Source organism: Pseudomonas sp. JV245A, from assembly GCF_032424515.1.
Taxonomy (GTDB): domain Bacteria; phylum Pseudomonadota; class Gammaproteobacteria; order Pseudomonadales; family Pseudomonadaceae; genus Aquipseudomonas; species Aquipseudomonas protegens.
Map to the genome: position 1 here is coordinate 1 of NZ_VYKE01000540.1, position 462 is coordinate 462.

At 69.9% G+C, this 462-nt stretch carries 1 protein-coding gene; it reads left to right on the top strand.

The features are described 5' to 3' along the window. Positions 1-462: thioesterase domain-containing protein (locus F6S12_RS32915; RefSeq protein ID WP_315870011.1), on the top strand; the 462-nt coding region annotated here is incomplete at both ends.

Consider the following 462-nt stretch of genomic DNA (forward strand, 5'->3'; position numbering starts at 1 on the left):
CAGTTGGCCGAGCGTTATGCCGACACTCTGCAGGCCGAAGGCCGGCGCCAGGTGAGCATCGTCGGCTACTGCCTGGGCGGGCTGCTGGCCACCGAGCTGGCGGCGTGCCTGGCGGCGCGCTCCATCGAGGTGCTGCAACTGAGCGTGATCAGCAGCTACCGGGTGCCGTTCATGATCGAGGACGACCTCTTGGCCGAGTACGTGTTCGCCCGGGTGATGCAGGCCGATCCGCTGGCCCTGGGTTACCCCGAGGATGAACAGGCCATGGAACGCACCATCGCCCGGGTGCTGGCGCAGACTCCGGGGCGCGTGCCCCAGGGTTCGCTGCTGGCCTTGAGCGAGGATGCCCAGTGCGCCCCGGCCCTGGCCTGCCTGCGGCGTCTGGCACACAAGACCCCGGAGCAGCGCCTGCAGGCCATTGCCGAGGCCATGCGCCACGCCGGCTCGCAACTGAGCGACCTG